General features: G+C 63.0%; 12 protein-coding genes and 2 pseudogenes. 2 read left to right on the forward strand and 12 right to left on the reverse strand.

Features of this window, described 5'->3' with window-relative positions; translation table 11 throughout:
- From B2V21_RS18215 to B2V21_RS18255, 9 genes and pseudogenes are all read right to left on the reverse strand, one after another.
- A pseudogene (locus B2V21_RS18215) lies at positions 1 to 347 on the reverse strand (aminodeoxychorismate lyase); the annotation flags it as partial.
- Positions 348 to 350: 3 nt separating this feature from the next.
- The gene (pabC, locus tag B2V21_RS18220) at positions 351 to 1,166 is read right to left on the reverse strand and encodes an aminodeoxychorismate lyase (protein ID WP_282345761.1); all 816 of its coding nucleotides are present in this window, start codon (positions 1,164 to 1,166) and stop codon (positions 351 to 353) included.
- On the reverse strand, positions 1,166 to 2,410 hold the full coding sequence (gene fabF / locus B2V21_RS18225) for a beta-ketoacyl-ACP synthase II (RefSeq protein ID WP_286917625.1): 1,245 nt from the start codon (positions 2,408 to 2,410) through the stop codon (positions 1,166 to 1,168). Before fabF ends, pabC begins: the two co-directional genes overlap by 1 nt.
- Positions 2,411 to 2,520: 110 nt before the next feature.
- The gene (gene acpP / locus B2V21_RS18230) at positions 2,521 to 2,757 is read right to left on the reverse strand and encodes an acyl carrier protein (RefSeq protein WP_049862239.1); all 237 of its coding nucleotides are present in this window, start codon (positions 2,755 to 2,757) and stop codon (positions 2,521 to 2,523) included.
- Between the two features lie 197 nt (positions 2,758 to 2,954).
- Entirely contained in the window at positions 2,955 to 3,695 is a 741-nt protein-coding gene (gene fabG / locus B2V21_RS18235; protein WP_049862240.1) for a 3-oxoacyl-ACP reductase FabG, read from the reverse strand.
- A gap of 15 nt (positions 3,696 to 3,710) precedes the next feature.
- Positions 3,711 to 4,649, reverse strand: a complete 939-nt coding sequence (gene fabD / locus B2V21_RS18240) for an ACP S-malonyltransferase (protein WP_090359703.1) — start codon at positions 4,647 to 4,649, stop codon at positions 3,711 to 3,713.
- 129 nt (positions 4,650 to 4,778) lie between these two features.
- Positions 4,779 to 5,789, reverse strand: a complete 1,011-nt coding sequence (gene plsX, locus B2V21_RS18245; RefSeq protein WP_082223729.1) for a phosphate acyltransferase PlsX — start codon at positions 5,787 to 5,789, stop codon at positions 4,779 to 4,781.
- 3 nt (positions 5,790 to 5,792) lie between these two features.
- Positions 5,793 to 5,975 carry a 50S ribosomal protein L32 gene (gene rpmF / locus B2V21_RS18250; protein ID WP_003179396.1) on the reverse strand — a complete coding sequence of 61 codons (183 nt, stop codon included), beginning with the start codon at positions 5,973 to 5,975 and terminating at the stop codon, positions 5,793 to 5,795.
- Between the two features lie 13 nt (positions 5,976 to 5,988).
- The gene (locus B2V21_RS18255; RefSeq protein WP_043185209.1) at positions 5,989 to 6,516 is read right to left on the reverse strand and encodes a YceD family protein; all 528 of its coding nucleotides are present in this window, start codon (positions 6,514 to 6,516) and stop codon (positions 5,989 to 5,991) included.
- Positions 6,517 to 6,610: 94 nt separating this feature from the next.
- Between B2V21_RS18255 and B2V21_RS18260 the strand changes: the two genes are divergently transcribed.
- Positions 6,611 to 7,189, forward strand: coding sequence for a Maf family protein (locus tag B2V21_RS18260; protein WP_286917626.1), 579 nt, complete (start codon positions 6,611 to 6,613; stop codon positions 7,187 to 7,189).
- Between the two features lie 74 nt (positions 7,190 to 7,263).
- On the opposite strand, the gene B2V21_RS18265 is transcribed toward B2V21_RS18260, so the two are convergent.
- From B2V21_RS18265 to rluC, 3 genes are read right to left on the reverse strand one after another with little or no spacing between them, the layout of a single operon-like run.
- Complete coding sequence (locus B2V21_RS18265) at positions 7,264 to 8,262, reverse strand: S49 family peptidase (protein WP_049862245.1); 999 nt, start codon at positions 8,260 to 8,262, stop codon at positions 7,264 to 7,266.
- A gap of 10 nt (positions 8,263 to 8,272) precedes the next feature.
- Positions 8,273 to 8,953, reverse strand: a complete 681-nt coding sequence (locus B2V21_RS18270) for an HAD-IIIA family hydrolase (RefSeq protein ID WP_286917627.1) — start codon at positions 8,951 to 8,953, stop codon at positions 8,273 to 8,275.
- Positions 8,943 to 9,899 (reverse strand): 23S rRNA pseudouridine(955/2504/2580) synthase RluC, encoded by a 957-nt coding sequence (rluC, locus tag B2V21_RS18275; RefSeq protein ID WP_049862372.1) that lies wholly within the window; start codon positions 9,897 to 9,899, stop codon positions 8,943 to 8,945. Before rluC ends, B2V21_RS18270 begins: the two co-directional genes overlap by 11 nt.
- A 734-nt stretch (positions 9,900 to 10,633) precedes the next feature.
- Here rluC and rne point away from each other — a divergent pair.
- Positions 10,634 to 14,019 (forward strand): annotated as a pseudogene (gene rne / locus B2V21_RS18280) (ribonuclease E).
- The last annotated feature ends 82 nt before the right edge of the window (positions 14,020 to 14,101 follow it).

The following is a 14,101-nucleotide window of genomic DNA, read 5'->3' on the forward strand; positions in this document are numbered from 1 at the left end:
ACCAGGGTCAGGCTGTACTGCACCACTTCGCCGCGCTGCCAGACATTGAACAGCTCGTTCACGGTCATGCCCGGGGTCAGGCGGTATTCGCCGGTGTGCAGCGGCTGCCCGGCGCGATTGAAGCGCCAGTAAAGACGCAGCCAGAAGGCATCCCGCAGGGTGCCCGCTGCCTCCATGCGCAGGATCGTGCCGCCGGGGGTCGCGCGGTTGGGTACATCGAGCAATTGTTCTTGAGTGACGGCCAGCGGCTGGTTCAGGGCGCTGTCGACTTTCCAGGCCGCCACGCCCGCTGCCAGTACGGCAACCACGATGAGCGTCTCCAGCAACAGCAGAAATTTACGCTTCACAAATCAGGCATCCAATAGCGCGTGGGCAATGCCTTGCAGTTTACGGGTGAGCGGACCCGCCGGCCACCTCAGTGACGTGAATGCGCGCACAGGCCACACGCCGTAGACGCTATTGCACACGAAGACTTCCTCGGCCCGTGCCAGGTCCGCTGGCCACAGGTCGTCCACGACAACCTCCAGACCCAGGCTTGCGGCCTGCTCCAGCAGTTCGGCACGCATCACCCCGGCCACGCCACAGCGCTGCAGGGAAGGCGTGTGCAGCACTCCGTCGATGACCAGAAACAGATTGCTGTAGACCCCTTCGACCAAGCGCCCGGACATGTCCAGCATCAAACCTTCGGCGAAGCTCGGGTCGCTCCATTCGGCGCGTGCCAGGACCTGTTCCAGGCGATTGAGGTGCTTGAGTCCGGCCAGCAACGGCTGCTCGGCCAGGCGCGTACTGCAGGGGTAGAGTTCCACGCCCTGCGCGCCGTTGGCCTGCGGATAGGCAGGGCTTGGACCGCCTTGCAGAATACGTCGCGCACCGGCCTGCGGATCGGGCGCGTAACCTCGGGCACTGTCGCCACGGGTGACGATCAGCTTGAGCACGCCCTTCTCCAGCGCTGCGGCATAGCGGACAATTTCGTCGCGCAGCACATCCGAGTCGATCAGGATGGCCAGACGCTGGCAGCCCAGCGCAACGCGCGTCAGATGACGCTCGAGAAGTACCGCCTGGCCACCGCGCACGGCGACGGTTTCGAAGACACCGTCACCGTAGGCCAGGCCCCGACTCTTCAGGCCCAGCGCATCGCATGGCTGCCCGTCGAGCCAGGCCTGCATCAACCGGCGAAGCGCCGGAAGACCAGCGAACCGTTGGTCCCACCGAACCCGAACGAGTTGCTCAGTACCACATCGATCGGCATGCTGCGTGCGGTATGGGGCACGAAGTCCAGATCGCAGCCTTCGTCAGGCTCGTCGAGGTTGATGGTGGGCGGCGCCATCTGGCTGTTGATCGCCAGCACACTGAAAATCGCCTCGACCGCACCTGCGGCGCCGAGGAGGTGCCCGGTCATCGACTTGGTGGAGCTGACTGCGAGCTTGTAGGCATGCTCACCGAACACGGTCTTGATGGCACTGACTTCGGCCAGGTCGCCCGCCGAGGTCGAGGTGCCATGGGCATTGATGTATTGCACCTGGTCGGGCGTGATGCCGGCATCGCGCAGGGCGTTGGCCATGCAGCGCGCCGCGCCGGCGCCGTCTTCGGGCGGCGAGGTCATGTGGAATGCATCGCCGCTGGTGCCGAAACCGATCAGTTCGGCATAGATGGTCGCGCCGCGCGCCTGCGCATGCTCGAGTTCTTCGAGTACCAGCGCGCCAGCACCGTCGGACAACACGAAACCGTCACGGCCCTTGTCCCACGGACGGCTGGCACGGGTGGGCTCGTCGTTGCGCGTGGACAACGCACGGGCCGCGCCGAAGCCGCCCATGCCCAAGCCGCATGCAGCCATCTCCGCGCCACCGGCGATCATCACGTCAGCTTCGCCATACGCGATGTTGCGCGCGGCCATGCCGATGCAATGGGTGCCGGTGGTGCAGGCCGTGGCGATCGCGTAGTTGGGCCCCTGAGCGCCGAGGTGGATCGACAGGAAACCGGAGATCATGTTGATGATCGAACCAGGCACGAAGAAGGGCGATATCCGGCGCGGTCCGTTGTCATGCATGATGCGGCAGGTTTCTTCGATATTGGTCAGGCCACCAATGCCCGAACCCATGGCCACGCCGATGCGCTCGCGATTGGCGTCGGTGACTTCGAGACCGGCGTTGCGTACCGCCTGGAAACCCGCCGCCAGGCCGTATTGAATGAACAAGTCGAGCTTGCGTGCCTCCTTGACCGAGAGGTATTGCTCGACCTCGAACCCCTTCACCGAGCCGCCGAAACGGGTCGAATAGGCCGATAGATCCGTATGCTCGATAGGACCTATGCCACTGCGGCCGGCCAGGATGCCCTGCCAACTGCTCGGCACGTCGGTGCCCAGCGGTGACAGCATGCCCATACCTGTGACCACGACGCGTCTACGCGACACAGCACTCTCCTTATTCTGGAAACATCAACGCGCGGCCGTCTAAAGAAAAAACCGCACGCCAACGAAGGCAGTGCGGTTTTTCCATGACAAGCAACGGCGATTACAAAACGTTACGCCTGGTGGGCAGTGACGTAATCGATGGCAGCTTGAACGGTGGTGATTTTCTCGGCTTCTTCGTCAGGAATCTCGGTTTCGAATTCCTCTTCCAGAGCCATCACCAGCTCAACGGTGTCCAGGGAATCGGCACCCAGATCTTCAACGAAGGAAGAAGAGTTGGTGACCTCCTCCGCTTTGACGCCCAGTTGCTCGGCGACGATCTTCTTGACGCGTTCTTCGATGGTGCTCATACCTTGTTTTCACTCCTAATGGACATATGTCAGGCGGCTGGCCGGTACGTAAGTTTATAGAAGAAGCTCGGCTTTTCAAACTGAAAGCGTCACTGCGACCCTACGCGAGCCCGCCACCTAGAATTCGGATGCAGCTTTATAACGGATTTTGGATGCCGGGTAAGACATTTTTTTGAAGCCATCCGTCACAATTTTCGTTACATGTACATGCCGCCGTTCACCGGAATTGTAGCGCCGGTCACGTAGGCTGCACCGTCGGAAGCCAGAAAACCGACAACTTTGGCGATTTCGTCGGCCTGCCCCAAACGACCCAGCGGAATCTGCACCTGCAGGGATTCACGCTGCGCTTCAGGCAGTTCGCGGGTCATGTCGGTGTCGATGAAACCAGGCGCCACCGAGTTCACGGTGATCGCGCGCGAACCCACTTCACGGGCCAGGGCACGGCTGAAGCCTTCGAGACCGGCCTTGGCTGCGGCGTAGTTTACTTGGCCGACGTTGCCCATTGCACCCACAACCGAGCCGATGCTGATGATCCGGCCCCAACGTGCCTTGGTCATGCCACGCAGTACGGCCTTGGACAGGCGGAACAAGCTGTTGAGGTTGGTATCGACCACATCATGCCATTCGTCGTCTTTCATGCGCAGCATCAGGTTGTCGCGGGTGATACCGGCGTTGTTGACCAGAATCGCCGGCGCGCCGAACTGCTCCTGAATCTTGGCCAGGGTGGCGGCCACCGATTCGTCGCTGCACACGTTGAGCTCCAGGCCGGTACCTTCGATACCATGCTCCTTGAGCGTGGCGGCAATGCGCGCTGCGCCGCTCTCGGAGGTGGCGGTACCGATGACGGTGGCGCCCATGCGACCCAGTTCCAGGGCAATCGCCTGGCCAATGCCACGGCTTGCGCCAGTGACCAGTGCAACTTTACCTTGCAGGCTCATGCAAGTTCTCCTTGATCAGGCTTGCGCCGCGCGAGCGGCAGCGAAAGCTTCGGGGGTGTTCAGGTTTTCGGTGCTTACGCCATCGGCGCAGCGCTTGTTGAGGCCAGCCAGGACCTTGCCCGGACCGCACTCGACCAGACGTGGTGCGCCCTGGGCTGCCAGGTACTGCACGGTTTCGACCCAGCGCACCGGTTTGTACAGCTGCTCGAGCAGGTCGCGCTTGAGGGTTTCGAGATCGGCCGGTACGCCGGCACTGACGTTCTGTACGACCGGGATCTGCGGCGCCTGCCAGTCGATGGCGTTGACCGATTCAGCGAAGCGTTCGGCAGCCGGCTTCATCAACGCACAGTGCGACGGCACGCTGACCGGCAATGGCATGGCGCGCTTGGCGCCCTTGGCCTTGCACAGTTCGATGGCACGGGCAACGGCCTGTGCGGCACCGGCAATCACTACCTGGCCCGGGGAATTGAAGTTGACTGCACTGACGACTTCACCCTGCGCAGCTTCGGCGCAGGCAGCCAGCACATCGGCGTCTTCCAGGCCGAGAATGGCCGCCATGGCGCCCTGCCCGGCCGGCACGGCTTCCTGCATCAGTTGGCCACGACGCTCCACCAGCTTGACCGCATCGGCCAGCGACAGGCAGCCAGCGGCAACCAGCGCGCTGTATTCGCCCAGGCTATGGCCGGCGACATAGGCCGGACGCTCGCCACCCTCGGCCAGCCACAGGCGCCACAGCGCGATGGAGGCAGCAAGGATGGCAGGTTGCGTCTTGTCGGTCTGGTTGAGGCTTTCGACCGGGCCTTGCTGGACCAGCGCCCAGAGGTCATAACCCAGGGCGTCGGACGCCTCCTTGAAGGTGTCCATGACCAGAGGGTACTGTGCGCCCAGTTCGGCCAGCATGCCGAGCGACTGGGAACCTTGCCCCGGGAAAACGAATGCGAGGGATGCAGACATTGAACAAGCCCTTGTGTGATCTTGTTGCCGAAAATTTCGACGCCGGAAGCGTACCCGGCGCGCTGAACTCAGAGTTGGATAACCTATGCCCGCCCGTGGTCACATTCAAGCACTGGGGGCCAGGCATGCCTAAAGCAGCATCTGCGCCAACCGCCCGTGCAGGCGCTGGGGCAGGTTTTCACGAATCTCGTCGCGTGCACGGTCTATCGCGCACTGCAAGCCTTCCACGCCTGCGGCGCCGTGGCTCTTCACCACGATCCCCTGCAGGCCGAGGAAACTGGCACCGTTGTAGCGCGCCGGCGCCAGATCGGCCTGCAAGCGCTTGAGCAGCGGCATGGCCAGGGCGCCCACGGCCCGCGCCATCAGGCTGCTTTGAAACAATGCCTGAACGCGTTCGGCGAACATGCCGGCCAGACCCTCGTTGGATTTGAGCAGAATATTGCCAACGAAACCGTCGCACACCACCACATCGGCCTCTCCTCGGAACACACCGTCGCCTTCGATGAAGCCGGTGTAGTTCAAGCCCTGCGCCTTGCGCAGCAGACTTGCCGCCAGCTTGACCTGCTGGTTGCCCTTGATGTCCTCGGTACCGACGTTGAGCAGCGCCACCCGTGGCCGTTCGACACCCAGCGCTTGAGCGGCCACCGACCCCATCACGGCGAACTGATACAGATGCTCGGCGCTGCAATCGACATTGGCGCCCAGATCGAGCAGCTGGCAGTAGCCTCCCCGCGTGGGAATGGCGGCCATCATCGCGGGGCGGTCGATACCGGGCAAGGTCTTGAGCAGGTGCCTGGACAGCGCCATCAAGGCCCCGGTGTTGCCCGCGCTGACCACGGCCTGAACCTGCTCGTCGCGCAGCAACTGCAGCGCCACCCGCATCGAGGAATCGGGCTTGCCGCGCAACGCCTGTGACGGGCGCTCGTCCATGCCGACCACTTCGCTGGCGGCAGCGACGTGCAGGCGTGAGCGATCCACCGCCGGCTGGCTGGCAATCAGTTCTTCAAGGAGTTGAGGGTGACCGACGAGGGTCAGGTGCAGCGAGGGCGTAGCGGACAGGCAGGCAAGGCTGGCCTGAACAATGCTGCGGGGACCGAAGTCCCCGCCCATTGCATCAATCGCGACGGACTGAGCGGACAAGATTTACTCGTCAGCGCCCTTGTCGATCACTTTACGGCCACGGTATACGCCTTCTGGCGATACGTGGTGACGCAGGTGCACTTCACCGGTGGTCTTTTCGACCGACAGGGTGCTTGCCTCGAGTGCGTCGTGCGAACGGCGCATGTCACGGGCAGAGCGGGATTTTTTGTTCTGCTGAACAGCCATAATTGATTAACTCCTAAACGTTTGGGTCACGCTTTAACTGCGCCAATACACTGAACGGGTTGGACCGCGTTACCTCGTCCTCGCTCGGATCGGGATCATCTGCTCCCGCCGGCTGCTGGCATTCTTCCGGATGATGAGCAGGCACGATGGGCAAGGCGAGCAACAGCTCCTCCTCGACCAGCGCCTGCAGATCCAATGGATCTTCGCCCAGTTCCAGCACGTCATAACCTTTCGGTAACGACTGGGTGTTCGCACCCTCCTTCACCACGGCGTAACTGCATTCGCTATGGATCGGCAGGGTTACCAGCTCAAGACAACGCTGGCAAACCATCTTGACTTCGACGTCCAGGCAGCTGTGGATGACCACGGCCTTGCGTTCGTCTCGTTCGAAGATGAATTTGGCCTGCACCGTACCGACGTTGTCGGAAAGCGGGTCGCAGAGTCTCTCCAAATCGGCCAACTGCAGCGAACCTTCAAGGGTTACGCCACGATCTGCCAATTTGCGCGGGTCAACGTGAGGTGGAATCGGGTCATTCAACATAGGCGCAGCATTCTAGGGACGCCCCCCTCGCCTGTCAAAGGAAATTCGGGCCTGGGTGCGTGATAGAGTGGCCGTTCATCCACAGGAGCCTGCCATGCCCGCCCTGCTACTTGCTTCCAGCTCGCCCTACCGCCGCGAACTGCTGTCGCGGCTGCGTCTGCCGTTCACCTGCGCCTCGCCCGATATCGATGAAAGCCACCTGCCAGACGAGCCGGCGTGCGCCCTGGTCAAGCGCCTGGCCGAACAGAAGGCCAGGGCACTGTCGGCCGCCCACCCCGGGCATCTGATCATTGGTTCGGATCAGGTCGCGGTGCTGGGCGAGAGAATTCTGGGCAAGCCGCTGGATTTCGAGCGTGCGCGCGAACAGCGGATCGCGGCCAGCGGTGCATCCGTCACGTTTCTCACCGGCCTGGCGCTATTGAATGTGAGCAGCGGCGAATGCCAGGTCGATGTGGTGCCGTTCACGGTGAACATGCGCCCGCTGTCGACTGCAGCCATCGAGCGCTACCTGCTGGCGGAAAAGCCCTACGACTGCGCCGGCAGCTTCAAGGCCGAGGGTCTGGGCGTGAGCCTGTTCCAGAGCACCGAAGGCCCGGACGCCACCAGCCTGGTCGGCCTGCCACTGATTCGCCTGGTGGACATGCTGCTCAAAGAAGGTGTGCAAATCCCTTGAGTCCTGCAGGGCGATCACGGTCGCCTTCGGGGGCAGAGGGCCCGCGAAAGGGCCCTTGACCGCCCCGCATGACCTCAGCGCAGACTCGGCCCCTGGAACCCCATCCACATGGCGATCTGATCGGCAACGCTGGCACCCAGCTTTTTCGAGAAACGGTCCAGTGGCGACTCCTTCACGGTGAAGTCGACCATATCCTTGGCGCCGATCACGTCACGGGCAACCATACTGCTACTGCCCAAGGCATCGACCAGGCCCAGTTGCAGCGCCTGCTCGCCCGACCAGATCAGCCCGGAAAACAGCTCCGGATGTTCCTTGTCCTTGAGCCGATCGCCGCGCCCGGCCTTCACGCTGTCGATGAACTGTCGATGGGTCGTGGCCAGAACGCCCTTCCAGAACTCGGTCTCATCGGCGCGCTGCGGCTGGAACGGATCCAGGAAGGCTTTGTGCTCACCCGAGGTATAGGCACGTCGCTCCACGCCCAGCTTTTCCATGGTGCCGACGAAGCCGTAGCCGGCCGCGGTCACACCGATGGAGCCGACCAGGCTGGATTTGTCCGCATAGATCTGATCAGCCGCGCTGGCAATGTAATAGGCCCCGGAGGCGCCCAGGTCGGCGATCACTGCATAGACCTTGATGTCCGGGTGCTCACCGCGCAGGCGACGGATCTCGTCATATACGTAGCCGGATTGCACCGGGCTGCCGCCAGGGCTGTTGATGCGCAGGATCACGCCTTTCACCTTGGTGTCTTCGAAGGCGCTGCGCAGGCTGCCGACGATGTTGTCCGCGCTCGCCGCTTCCTTGTCGGCAATCACGCCGCGTACGTCGATCACGGCGGTGTACCCGGATGCACCACTGGTGGCGGCCTTTTCCATGTCCAGCAACGGCGAAAACAGCAAGATCGCGCCGAACAGGTAAATAAAGGTCAAGAACTTGAAGAATATGCCCCATCGACGTGCGCGGCGCTGCTCCTGAACACTGGCCAGCAGAGTCTTTTCCAGCAATCGCCAGCTTTTCTCGTCGCCGATCGGGGCGCTGTCTTCTTCGCTGCGCGGCGCTTTCCATTGGTCAGACATTTTCTACTCCTTATGCAAGGCCACGCGCACCGGCGCGGCGACTGTCCAGCCACTGCGGCAGTTGATCGAACGACTCGATACACAGCTGCGGTTCGTATTGCCGCAGCACGTCCAGCGGCAAGGCGCCATAACCCACTGCGACGCTGTGCATGCCGGCATTGCGGGCCATCAATAGATCGAACGAGGCATCGCCGACCATTAGCGAACGCTCAGGCCCCACCTCACAATGGCTCATGATCTGCTCAAGCATCAGAGGATGGGGTTTGCCGCGGGTTTCATCGGCCGCCCGGGTGATGTCGAAAAAGTCCTCCCAGCCATGGGCCTTGAGCACACGGTCCAGCCCTCGGCGCGCCTTGCCGGTGGCCACCGCAAGGCGGTAACCCTGCTCGCGAAACCCGAGCAAGGCCTCGCGGACCCCGGGATACAACGAGGAAGGGGTAGCGTCCAGGGCCATGTAGGCGTCGGCATAGTGATCGCGCATAGCCATCACCTGTACGTCGTCGAGCTGGGGATACAACACGCTGATGGCTTCCGGCAAGGCCAGGCCGATGATGCCCTTGACCGCCTCGTCACTGCAGGGCGGATACCCCGATGCCGCCGCTGCGGCGTGCATGGCCTCGACAATCCGGCCGATGGAGTCGCACAGGGTGCCATCCCAGTCGAAAATCAGCAGTTTGTAATCAGCTTGCACTCAGTCGCTCCACGGTCTTGGCCCAGACCTCGTCGACCGGTGCCTCGACCTTCAGCTCGCCGCCATCGGGCAGCGGCACGGTCAGCGCGTAGGCATGCAGGAACAGCCGCTTGCCGCCCAGGTCGCGAATCTCCTTGGAAAAGTTCTCGTCGCCATACTTGGTATCGCCCGCGATCTCGTGACCGGCGTGCAGGGCATGCACACGGATCTGATGGGTGCGCCCGGTGATGGGGCGTGCTTCGACGATGGTCGCGAAGTCGCCGAAGCGACGCAGCACCTTGAACAGGGTCAGCGCTTCCTTGCCTTCTTCGTTGATCTCGACCATGCGCTCGCCGGAGCGCAGGTTACTCTTGAGCAAAGGCGCATTGACCTGTTTCTTGGCAGTTGCCCAATGCCCTCGAACCAGGGCCATGTAGCGTTTGTCGACACCGTCGCCACGCAGCGCCGCGTGCAGGTGGCGCAGCATGCTGCGCTTCTTGGCGATCATCAACAGGCCGGAGGTGTCCCGGTCCAGGCGATGCACCAGCTCGAGCTCCTTGGCATCGGGACGCAACTGGCGAAAGGCTTCGATCACACCGAAGCTCAGGCCACTGCCGCCGTGCACGGCAATGCCTGCCGGCTTGTTCAGCACGATCAGCGCCTTGTCTTCGTAGACGATGGCGTCCTCGAGGCGCTGCAGCAGCCCTTGCGCCACCGGCACCGGCGCGTCGCGCTCGGGCAGGCGCACCGGCGGCACGCGCACGATGTCGCCAGCCTGCAGCTTGTATTCCGGCTTGATGCGCCCTTTGTTCACTCGCACTTCGCCCTTGCGCAGGATGCGATAGATCAAGGTTTTGGGCACGCCCTTGAGCGCCGTGATGAGGAAGTTGTCTATGCGTTGGCCGGCAAGTTCCGGCGCAACCTCGATCAGCTGAACGCCGGAGGTTGGGGGAGTAGTAGTCGTCATGGCCGCGATCATAACAATTTTTTATGGATTTGAAGCACTTAATGATTGCTGCTATAGTCGCGAACGCCGCCATAAGCGGCTGGGCAGCGGACAAGCGGTTATGAACCAGCCCTGACCAACGCAATTCTCGAGGACGCGAGGCCGTCCTACGGGGCTTTTGCCAGTTACGGAGTATTTGAGGGCAACGCCCGCGCAGGTGCGAGAAGGCCGATGAAAGCCCAGGAACCCCGGCATACCGGACACCTTCCTGCCTTTGTTCGACGCCACTCCCGCTTCGCAGTCGCTCTCACCCAGTTCAGGCACAAGCTTCGGAAACCCAACGCCTTAGTCATACAGGGCGAACTTTACGAATTGAAGTTCGCGATATTGCCAACCCGTTGCGGATTCAGCGCACGGCAGCACCCGAATTATCAGGGATACGTGTAGGGTGGAGATGCACAACCGTCGGACCGTGTAGTACCGCGTCACGGCAGGAAGCAGCCTCAGGCACTTCTGCCATGCCGGTCTTGAACAAGACGCTCAAGGGCGTCCACGCCAGACGATTGATTCCTCCTCCTGACTGAGTGCTTTTGACACCACAGCAAGCAGGACGCGTCGTCGCGGTTCCGCCCCTGTTGGGCAGATATCGCTGGACACTGCAGTGGCCTAGGCCCTGTTGACGCACCTGACACCGACCGTGAGAAGTCGTGTGTGCCGAACGCCGTTTCCGGCAGCCCGGAAACCGACGGTACTACATGAAAAGAATGCTGATTAACGCAACTCAACCCGAAGAGTTGCGTGTTGCCCTGGTAGACGGCCAGCGCCTCTACGACCTGGACATCGAGTCCGGCGCCCGCGAGCAGAAGAAGGCCAACATCTATAAAGGCCGCATCACTCGCATCGAACCCAGCCTTGAGGCCGCCTTCGTCGACTTCGGCTCGGAACGCCACGGCTTCCTGCCCCTCAAGGAAATCTCCCGCGAATACTTCAAGAAAAACCCTGAAGGCCGCGTCAACATCAAGGAAGTCCTGAGCGAAGGCCAGGAAGTCATCGTCCAGGTCGAGAAGGAAGAGCGCGGCAACAAGGGCGCAGCCCTGACCACGTTCATCAGCCTGGCCGGTCGTTACCTGGTGCTGATGCCCAACAACCCACGGGCCGGCGGCATCTCCCGTCGCATCGAAGGCGAAGAGCGCAACGAGCTGCGCGAAGCACTCAATGGCCTGGTGGCTCCGGCCGACATGGGCCTGATCGTCCGCACTGCCGGCCTGGGCCGCAGCAGCGAAGAGATGCAATGGGACCTGGACTACCTGCTGCAACTGTGGACCGCGATCAAGGAAGCCTCCCTGGACCGCTCCGCGCCATTCCTGATCTATCAGGAAAGCAACGTCATCATCCGCGCCATCCGCGACTACCTGCGCCAGGACATCGGCGAAGTGCTGATCGATAGCGTCGAAGCCCAGGACGAAGCCCTGACCTTCATCCGCCAGGTGATGCCGCAGTACGCCAGCAAGATCAAGCTGTACGAAGACAGCGTNNGTTCAACCGCTTCCAGATCGAAAGCCAGATCGAAACCGCTTTCCAGCGTGTGGTCGAACTGCCTTCCGGTGGCTCGATCGTCATCGACCCGACCGAAGCCCTGGTGTCCATCGACATCAACTCGGCGCGCGCCACCAAGGGCAGCGACATCGAAGAAACCGCCCTGCAGACCAACCTCGAAGCCGCCGAAGAGATCGCTCGTCAGCTGCGCTTGCGCGACATCGGCGGCCTGATCGTCATCGACTTCATCGACATGACTCCGGCCAAGAACCAGCGCGCCGTGGAAGACAAGGTCCGTGAATCGCTGGAAGCCGACCGCGCTCGTGTCCAGGTGGGTCGTATCTCCCGTTTCGGCCTGCTGGAAATGTCCCGTCAGCGCCTGCGCCCTTCGCTGGGCGAAAGCAGCGGCATCGTCTGCCCACGCTGCAGCGGCACCGGGATCATCCGTGACGTCGAATCGCTGTCACTGGCGATCCTGCGCCTGATCGAAGAAGAAGCCCTGAAGGACCGCACTGCCGAAGTCCGCGCCCAGGTGCCGATTCCAGTCGCTGCCTTCCTGCTCAACGAAAAACGCAATTCGATCACCAAGATCGAACTGCGCACCCGCGCCCGCATCGTGATCCTGCCGAACGATCACCTGGAAACGCCGCACTTCGAAGTGCAGCGCCTGCGCGACGACAGCCCGGAAGCGCAGAACAGCCAGTCCAGCTACGAAATCGCCGCCGCCGAAGTGGAAGAAGTACAACCAGTGGCCGCCACCCGCACCCTGGTTCGCCAGGAAGCGGCGGTGAAAACCGCGCCGACCCGCACTGCCGCTCCGGTTGCCGCCGAAGAAGCAGCGCCCGTGGCCGCAGCTGCGCCCGCACCGGCTCCACAGATCGCCGAGCCAAGCCTGTTCAAGGGTCTGGTCAAGTCCCTGGTCAGCCTGTTCGCTACCAAGGAAACGCCTGCCGCTCCGGTGGTCGTCGAGAAGCCTGCCGCCACCGCCCCCGAGCGCCCGGCGCGCGAAGAGCGCCGCAACGGTCGTCAGCAGAGCCGCAACCGCAGCAGCAATCGCCGCGACGAAGAACGCAAACCGCGTGAAGACCGCGCCGCCCGCGAAGATGCACCCGCCGCACGCGAAGAACGCCCTGCCCGCGCGCCGCGCGAGGAACGCCAGCCGCGCGCTCCGCGTGAAGACCGCCGCCCACGCAACGGTGGCGACGACGCACCACGGGTACGTGAACTGCGTGAGCCTCTGGACGCACCGACCGCTCGCGAAGAACGCCCCGCCCGCGAGGAGCGTGCTCCACGTGAAGAGCGCGTGACCCGCGAAGAGCGCGCTCCTCGTGAGGAACGTGCACCGCGTGAAGAGCGCCCAGCCCGTGAAGAACGCGCACCACGCGAGGAACGTCCGGCCCGTGAAGAACGTCAGCCTCGCGTTGCCCGCGAAGAGCGCGCAGCGCATCCGGAACAGGCATCCGAAACCGACGCCGACACCACCGAAGACGTGCTGAACAACGAAGAGCTGCTGCAGGACGACAACCAGGAAGGCAACGACGGTGATCGTCCGCGTCGCCGCTCCCGTGGTCAGCGTCGCCGCAGCAACCGTCGCGAACGTCAACGCGATGCCAACGGCGACGTGATCGAAGGCTCGGAAGAGTCCAACGAGTCGATGACCGAAGGCGATTCCAACGGTGCAGCCCTTGCAGCCAGCGTTGCCGTGACTGCAGCGGTCGCGGAAAACGCCATCAGCGCTTCTGCCGAAGCCCAGGCCCACGAGCAGGCCGAACAGGCCAATCGCAGCGTGCAACCTGCCGCTACCCAGGAAGCCAACGCTGAAGGCGAAAGCCTGGCCGCGCCGGAAATCGTCGCCACTGCGCCGACTGCCGAAGCCGCCGTCGACACACCGGCTACCACCCCTGTCCAGGCAGATAGCCCTGCCGAAGTCGAACGCCCTGCAACGGTCTCGGCACCCGACACCTGGGCCGCGCCTTCCAACGAAAGCGCTGCACCTGTGGCCGAGCAACAGCCCGTCGTCGAAGCAGCCAAGCCTGCCGAGACCGATGAGCCGGTGCAGCAGGACGTCGCGGAACCGGTGGAAGTAACGCCTCCGTTCGACACCACCCCTGCGCCGATCAGCCAGCCAGGCACCGATGTCGAAGTGGACGCACCGGTGGTCGTCGATCCTGCACAGGTCAACGAGCCTGCGTTCCAGCAGCGCGCCGTGCCAGCCGCCGAAGACGTGCCTTCGTTGCCTGCCGAGCCTGCCCTGCACCAGATCAGCGAACCTGCTGCTGTGGAGCCGTCGTCTGTCGAGCCAGTCTCGGTCGAACCTGCCGCCGTCGAGCCTGTGACGGTAGAACCGGTCATCGCGCCGGTTGCCGAACCTGCGCCTGCGAGCGAGCCTGTGGTGGTTGCACAACCCGAGCCGCTCAAGGAAGCCGAACCGGCACCGGTGCTGCCGAGCAACGGCCGCGCGCCTAACGATCCTCGCGAAGTGCGTCGTCGCAAGCGCGAAGCCGAGGAAGCAGCGAAGCTCGCCGCGCTCAAGCCTGAAACCGAAGTATCGAGCGCTGCTGACAGCGCGCAAGGTACTCAGGACGAGCCCAAGCCGCTGGTGTAATCACTGCGTGTGAATCAGCCCCCGCCGCCCACGCGCCGGGGGCTTTTTCTTGCCTGCCGTTCAGATATCCGGGCTGATTTGA

Origin of the sequence: Pseudomonas sp. UBA6276 (assembly GCF_002438365.1) — a bacterium.
GTDB classification, from domain to species: domain Bacteria; phylum Pseudomonadota; class Gammaproteobacteria; order Pseudomonadales; family Pseudomonadaceae; genus Aquipseudomonas; species Aquipseudomonas coleopterorum.